Origin of the sequence: Mesorhizobium sp. M7D.F.Ca.US.004.03.1.1 (assembly GCF_003998635.1) — a bacterium.
Taxonomy (GTDB): Bacteria; Pseudomonadota; Alphaproteobacteria; order Rhizobiales; family Rhizobiaceae; genus Mesorhizobium; species Mesorhizobium loti.
Window position 1 is genome coordinate 1 of record NZ_RZQG01000288.1, and the last position, 6,552, is coordinate 6,552.

8 protein-coding genes and 1 pseudogene are annotated in these 6,552 nt (G+C 64.4%); 6 read left to right on the top strand and 3 right to left on the bottom strand.

What is annotated here, in order from left to right; all coding sequences use genetic code 11:
* On the top strand, nucleotides 1-838 hold an 838-nt coding region (gene hflX / locus EN935_RS17365), incomplete at its 5' end, for a GTPase HflX (protein ID WP_127373467.1).
* A 6-nt stretch (nucleotides 839-844) separates the two neighbouring features.
* Here hflX and mazG read toward each other — a convergent pair.
* Nucleotides 845-1,669, bottom strand: a complete 825-nt coding sequence (gene mazG / locus EN935_RS17370) for a nucleoside triphosphate pyrophosphohydrolase (protein ID WP_109671311.1) — start codon at nucleotides 1,667-1,669, stop codon at nucleotides 845-847.
* Between the two features lie 80 nt (nucleotides 1,670-1,749).
* Nucleotides 1,750-2,934 carry an amino acid aminotransferase gene (locus EN935_RS17375; protein ID WP_109671340.1) on the bottom strand — a complete coding sequence of 395 codons (1,185 nt, stop codon included), beginning with the start codon at nucleotides 2,932-2,934 and terminating at the stop codon, nucleotides 1,750-1,752.
* Between the two features lie 247 nt (nucleotides 2,935-3,181).
* Between EN935_RS17375 and EN935_RS17380 the strand changes: the two genes are divergently transcribed.
* Nucleotides 3,182-4,339 carry a TIGR03364 family FAD-dependent oxidoreductase gene (locus EN935_RS17380; protein WP_109671310.1) on the top strand — a complete coding sequence of 386 codons (1,158 nt, stop codon included), beginning with the start codon at nucleotides 3,182-3,184 and terminating at the stop codon, nucleotides 4,337-4,339.
* The gene (locus tag EN935_RS42125) at nucleotides 4,336-4,713 is read left to right on the top strand and encodes a hypothetical protein (RefSeq protein ID WP_245488995.1); all 378 of its coding nucleotides are present in this window, start codon (nucleotides 4,336-4,338) and stop codon (nucleotides 4,711-4,713) included. The genes EN935_RS17380 and EN935_RS42125 overlap by 4 nt, the downstream gene beginning before the upstream one ends.
* Here EN935_RS42125 and EN935_RS42130 read toward each other — a convergent pair.
* A pseudogene (locus EN935_RS42130) lies at nucleotides 4,682-4,768 on the bottom strand (phosphonoacetaldehyde hydrolase); the annotation flags it as partial. The gene EN935_RS42125 and the pseudogene EN935_RS42130 overlap by 32 nt on opposite strands.
* 23 nt (nucleotides 4,769-4,791) lie before the next feature.
* Here EN935_RS42130 and EN935_RS42135 point away from each other — a divergent pair.
* From EN935_RS42135 to EN935_RS17395, 3 genes are all read left to right on the top strand, one after another.
* The gene (locus EN935_RS42135) at nucleotides 4,792-5,151 is read left to right on the top strand and encodes an HAD-IA family hydrolase (protein ID WP_245488996.1); all 360 of its coding nucleotides are present in this window, start codon (nucleotides 4,792-4,794) and stop codon (nucleotides 5,149-5,151) included.
* Nucleotides 5,152-5,318: 167 nt separating this feature from the next.
* The gene (locus EN935_RS17390; protein WP_109671308.1) at nucleotides 5,319-5,912 is read left to right on the top strand and encodes a histidine phosphatase family protein; all 594 of its coding nucleotides are present in this window, start codon (nucleotides 5,319-5,321) and stop codon (nucleotides 5,910-5,912) included.
* A gap of 89 nt (nucleotides 5,913-6,001) precedes the next feature.
* Nucleotides 6,002-6,550, top strand: coding sequence for a sigma-70 family RNA polymerase sigma factor (locus EN935_RS17395; RefSeq protein WP_109671307.1), 549 nt, complete (start codon nucleotides 6,002-6,004; stop codon nucleotides 6,548-6,550).
* The last annotated feature ends 2 nt before the right edge of the window (nucleotides 6,551-6,552 follow it).

A 6,552-nucleotide genomic window follows, 5' to 3' on the forward strand; every position in this document is an offset into this window, starting at 1 on the left:
CGGTGGCCCCGGCGAAACGCAGATCGAATCCGATCGGCGGCAGTTGCAGGAAAAGATCATCAAGCTGAAGCACGAGCTGGAAACGGTGCGCCGTACGCGCGACCTGCACCGTGCCAAGCGCAGGAAGGTGCCGTTCCCGGTGGTGGCGATCGTCGGCTACACCAATGCCGGCAAGTCGACGCTGTTCAACCGGCTGACCGGAGCAGACGTACTGGCGCAGGACATGCTGTTTGCCACGCTTGACCCGACGCTGCGCCGCGTGCGCCTGCCGCACGGCACGCCGATCATCCTTTCGGACACGGTCGGCTTCATCTCGGACCTGCCGACGCATCTGATCGCCGCTTTCCGCGCCACCCTGGAAGAGGTGGTCGAGGCCGACCTCGTCCTTCACCTGCGCGACATTTCTGACCCCGATACAGCCGCCCAGGCCGAGGATGTCGAGCGCATCCTGGCCGACCTCGGTGTCGATGCCGGCGACGCAAAGCGTGTGATCGAAGTGTGGAACAAGATCGATCGGCTCGACGAGGGCAACCGCAGCCGGCTGCTTGCCGATGGCGCCGACGCCAGCAAGGCGCCGCCGATTGCTGTGTCGGCGGTGACCGGCGAGGGTATCGATGCGCTGAAGGCGATCATCGAAACACGGATGGCCGGCGAGCTCGAAGACCTGACGGTGACGATCGAGCCGGCACAGTTCGGCCTTGTCGACTGGCTTTATCGCAATGGCGACGTCGTTTCGCGAAGCGACAATGATGACGGCAGCGCCACCATCTCGCTCAAGGCCACACAAAGCGCCCGCGAAGAGATCGAAAGCAGATTGCGTCGTAAAAACAACGGGTAATGCAACTTACTTCGCGGTCTTTGCTTCCTGCCAGAGCGTCTCCATCTCGGACAAGGTCGCCTTTTCCAGCGTGTTGCCGGATTTTTCCAGGGCTTGCTCGACATAATGGAAGCGTGAACGGAACTTCTCGTTGGTGCCGCTAAGCGCTGCTTCCGAATCGAGCTTGAGGTGGCGGCCGAGATTGACGACGGCAAACAGCATGTCGCCGAACTCGTCCTTGATCGAGGCGGTGTCGCCCTTGGCCAGCGCCTCGCGCAACTCGCCGATCTCTTCCTCGATCTTGTCGAGAATGGGCGCCGCCTCGCTCCAGTCGAAGCCGACGCGGGCGGCCTTCTCCTGAAGTTTCAGCGCCCGGGTCAGCGCGGGCAGGGCGACCGGCACGCTGTCCAGAAACCCCTTGCCGTTGTCTTCCGGATCGAGACCGCGGGCGAGGCGAGCGCTTCGCTTCTCCGCCTTCTCTTCGGCCTTGATCTTTTCCCACATGCCCTTGGCCATGCCAGCGCTGCGGGCCTTTTCGTCGCCAAAGACATGCGGATGGCGTCGGATCATCTTCGTCGTGATGGCTTGCACCACGTCGGGGAAGGCAAATTCGCCGGCTTCCTCGGCCATTTGCGCATGATAGACGACCTGCAGCAGAAGGTCGCCCAGTTCGTCGCGCAGATCGTCGAGATCGCCGCGCGCGATGGCGTCCGCCACCTCATAGGCTTCCTCGATCGTGTAGGGCGCAATGGTCGAGAAATCCTGTTCGATGTCCCACGGGCAGCCGGTCTTCGGCACGCGCAGCGCCGCCATGATCTCGATCAGGCGCGAAATGTCTTTTGATGGCGTCATACGGTGGATGCTATCGCGCCGCCGCCCGCGCTGCCAACGCTGTCAGCCGGCGAAGGCGCCTTGTCCACAGGTGAGCCCCGTCAGTCGAGGACAGAAACGATCGCCTTGGCGAGTTCGTCCATCCCGTCCTCGGGCAGGCCGGCGACGTTGATGCGGCTGTCGCCGACCATGTAGACGCCGTGCTCGGCGCGCAGCCGCTCGACCTGCGCTTCCGTGAGGCCTAGGCGGGAGAACATGCCGCGATGGCTGGCGACGAAATCGAAACGGTCGGAATTGGACTGCCGGCGCAGCGCCTCGGCGAACTGGACGCGGAGCCTGAGCATGCGCAGGCGCATCTCTTCAAGCTCGGCCTCCCAGTCCGCACGCAAGGCTGCATCTTCCAGCACGATGCGCACCGCGGCAGCACCATGGTCCGGCGGCATCGAATACATGGCGCGCGCCGCCGACAGCATCTGGCTCATCGCCACGTCGGCCTGTGCGCCGTCCCTAGCCAGGACCATCGCCGCGCCGACACGGTCGCGGTAGACGGCGAAATTCTTCGAGCAGCTCGACGCGACGACCATTTCCGGAACTTTTGCCGCCAGCAGGCGCAAGCCGAGGGCGTCGGCCTCAAGGCCATCGCCAAAGCCCTGATAGGCGATGTCGACAAACGGCAGCAGCTCGCGCTCGACGACCAGATCGGCAACGGCTGCCCACTGGGCCGCATCCAGATTGGCGCCGGTCGGGTTGTGGCAGCAGCCATGCAGCAGCACGACGTCGCCGCTGTTTGCCGTCCGCAGCGCTGCCAGCATGTCGTCGAAACGAACGGCGCCCGAGGCGGCATCGAAATAGGGGTATTCGCGGATCTGCAGGCCGGCGGCGCGCATCACCGGCATGTGGTTCGGCCAAGTCGGGTCCGACAGCCAGATGGTTGCATCGGAGCGTGTCCGCTTGAGCAGTTCCGCCACCAGCCGCAGCGCGCCGGAGCCGCCGGGCGCCTGTGCCGCACGGATGCGCGTCATGTCGGCGCCCGGACCAAAGGCGAGCTTGGCCATCACAGTGTTGAATCCGGTATCGCCGGCAAGGCCGAGATAGGTCTTGGTGTCCTGACCCTGCAGCAACCGCTTTTCGGCTTCGCGCACGGCGCGCATGACCGGCGTCTTGCCGTCGCGATCCTTGTAGACGCCGACGCCGAGGTCGACCTTGTCGGGACGCGGGTCGGCGCGATAAAGGCCGATCAGGGCCAGGATCTTGTCGGCGGGGGCGGGCTGCAGGGCTTCAAACATCGAAAATGGTTCCATTGGCGCGGCGGAGTGATACGCAAATCGAACGCATTTCGCCAGCGCTTTTACTATCGCTTCAGCCCGTGCAAAGCTGCCCGAATGCATCGCATCGAGCATTGCCCTAACACTGGCCGGCATCGGGCAGGCTATATGTACGAGAGGGCGGAGCGCCCTACACGTTCCTGTCACATCGGCGTAGTTTGAATAGCGTTTCCAGGACGAAGCATGAGAATGATGGTGTGAAACGACGATGAGCCGGCAAGAAAAATTCGATCTCGCCATCGTCGGAGCCGGCATTGTCGGTCTCGCCCATGCACTCGCCGCAGTCCGTCGTGGTCTCAGCGTCGTCGTCATCGACCGTGACGCCCAGGCCAACGGCGCTTCGGTGCGCAATTTCGGCTTCGTGACCGTCAGTGGCCAGGAACGCGGCCAGGTATGGCGCCGTGCCATGCGATCCCGCGACATCTGGCTGGAGGTGGCCGCGCCCGCCGGCATCGAAGTCATCCAGCGCGGCGTGGTCGTCGTCGCGCGCCGCCCGGAAGCGCGCGCGGTGGTCGAGGCATTTCTTCAAACCGAGATGGGCGAGGGCTGTTTGCTGTTCGAACCTGAAGCGCTTCGCAGCGATTTTCCCGAACTGGCGGGCCAGGATTTTGCCGGCGGCCTGTGGAGCCCGCACGACGTGCGTGTCGAGTCGCGTCAGGCCATCCCGCAGCTTGCGGCCTTCCTCGCCGAAAAGCATGGCGTGGAATTCCGACGCGAAACGGCGGTACACCAGATCGAGCCGCCTGACATCGAGACCAGCCGGGGCCTGGTTTTCGCCGACAAGGTGATCGTCTGCCCTGGTGACGACCTGGCCACGCTTTACCCCGATCGTATCGCGCAATACGGCGTCACCCGCTGCAAATTGCAGATGATGCGCCTTGCCGATCCCGGCTTCCGGTTGCCGGCGGCGGTGATGTCGGATCTTGGGCTGGCGCGTTACAGCGGCTATGCTGCTTTGCCCGAAGCCACCGCCTTGCGACGTCGGCTGGAAGCCGAGCAGGGCGACGCACTCGACAACGGCGTGCATCTGATCGTCGTGCAGAGTGCCGACGGCACGCTGGTGGTCGGCGATTCACATCACTATGCGGTGACGCCGGATCCGTTTGCCTCGGAGCGCGTCGACGAGATCATCCTTGAGGAGTTCAGCGCCGTCTTTGGCGGTCCTCCGCCGCGCGTGCTGGAACGCTGGACCGGCATCTATGCCTCGGCAACCGGTCGCACCATGTTCGCCGACGCGCCGCGGGAGGGCGTACGGCTGGTCATGATCACCAGCGGCACCGGCGCCAGCACCTCGTTCGCGATCGCCGAAGAGGTGGTCGATGAACTTTTCGGTTCAACCACGGCAGACGCCAGGAAGATCGCATGATGGCCACCCCCGGTTTGCTTCGCGCCGTCGTCTTCGACTGGGCCGGCACCGTTGTCGATCACGGCTCGCTGGCGCCGATGGGCGTCTTTGTCGAGGCCTTCGCTGAATTCGGCGTGGCGATCAGCGTCGATGAGGCGAGGGGGCCGATGGGAATGGCCAAGCGCCCGCATATCGCAGCATTGCTGGCCCAGCCCAGGATCGCTGCCGCCTGGACGGAGCAGCACGGTCATATCGCGACGGAGGCCGACATCGACGCAATCTATGATGTGTTCGTGCCGAAGAACCGGGCTGTGGCGGCGCGGTTCTCCGATGTCATTCCCGGTGTTGTCGATGTGGTCAGGGCGCTGCGGCAACCGGCAGGATTTCCGCCATGATGTCGCGCGTGTAGCCGGTGGTGGTGCCGATCTTGAGGCCGCGCTTCCGCAGCGCAGGGCTTTTCGCCGGATTGCCTGGTGTGCACTGGCGACACGCCCGACGGCAGGCCGACACCGTTCATGCTCTGGAAAGCACTGACCGAACTCGGCGTCTATCCGCCGTGGCTGTGTGTCAAGGTCGACGACACCGAGGTCGGTATCGCCGAGGGTATCAATGCGGGCGCGTGGACCGTCGGCGTGGCGGTGACCGGCAATGTCTTCGGCCACACGCTGGCGGAGACGCAGGCTCTGGCTCCGGATGTGTTCAGGATGAAACGGGCCGAGGCATCGGCCAAGCTCACTGCCGCCGGCGCGCATTTTGTCGTCAAGGGCGTGGCCGATCTGATGCCGGTGATTGCCGCGATTGAAGGCAAGCTGCGGCGCGGCGAAAGGCCTTGATCGTCATTCGACCAAGCGACCATCGGTGGCACCTCAACTGAACGCCTGCCGGTCACGGTAGCGCGACCGTGCCGGTTCATCGGCGTACAGAGCTGCAACTCGATGGCGAGATCATTCAGACGGCGCTATTGCTGGCCAACGAGGTGTGATCGAGGGATAGCTGCCGGATGCTCGTACGTCTGACGATGATCTGCAACGGCGCCACGGCAGCAACCCGGCAAGGGTCGTTTCCGCTGGATGAGCCGCTCGAGCCGCGCTCGATCACCCTTGCGAAGGCGATGAGCGCAACACTGCGTCGCGCCGACCGCGTGTGGACAAGTCCAGCACTTCGCGCACGCCAAAGTGCTGGGGCGCTGTCGTTGGACGCCTCGATCGAACCGCTTCTGGCGGACCAGGACCATGGAAGCTGGGCCGGCAAGCGTTTTGACGAGATCCAGGCCGAGCACCCCGAGGGCATCGCCGCCTGGCTCACCGATCCCGATGCGGCTCCGCATGGTGGCGAGTCGCTGGCCGACGTCGCGAGCAGAGCCTCGAACCTGATGGACGGGTTGATCGCCGAGCGCGGCCACACCGTCGCGATAACCCATGCCAGCGTTGTCCGCACCGCGATCCTACATGTTCTCGGTGCCCCGCTCGCCGCCTGTTGGAAGATCGACATTGAGCCGCTCAGCATCACCGATTTCCGCAGCGACGGGCGCAGATGGGTCTTGCGCGCCTGTGGTGTAACGGCGCCGGAACCGGAGAATCTCCGTCGGGCGTGAAGTCGGTCATGAGGCGAGATCAGAAGCGAACGACGTCCTGCAGCGAACCCGATTAAGAAAATTGGCAGGGCAGGGATTAAATTCCCCACATGCTCCGTAAACAGGACATGAAACCGTCGATGCCACGCTTTGACATCATAGGACAGCTCGGTTCGCTGCGCCGCTACGCGCGCTCGCTGACGCGGAACAGCACGGATGCGGAGGATCTCGTCCACGACGCGCTGGTGCGCGCCTATGAACGGCGTGGCACCTTTCGCTCCGGTGGAAACCTGCGCGCCTGGCTGCTGTCGATCGTCCACAACACCTTCATCGACAAAATGCGGTCGCGCAGGTCTGAAGCCGCGCGCGTCGAACAGGCCGGATATCTTGCCGAGGGCAGCACCCCGGCGCCGCAGGAGCATTCGGTGCGCCTGGCGCAGGTGCGCGAGGCCTTTTTCAGCCTGCCGGAAGAACAGCGTTCAGCGCTGCACCTCGTAGCCATCGAAGGCCTTTCCTACAGCCAAGCCGCCGATGCCAGCGGCGTGCCGCTGGGCACGCTGATGTCGCGCATAGGCAGGGCGCGCGCCGCATTGCGCGAGATGGAGGCGGCTCCCGCAAAGGCGAAAAACCATCTCAAGATCGTTGGAGGCCCGTCATGACC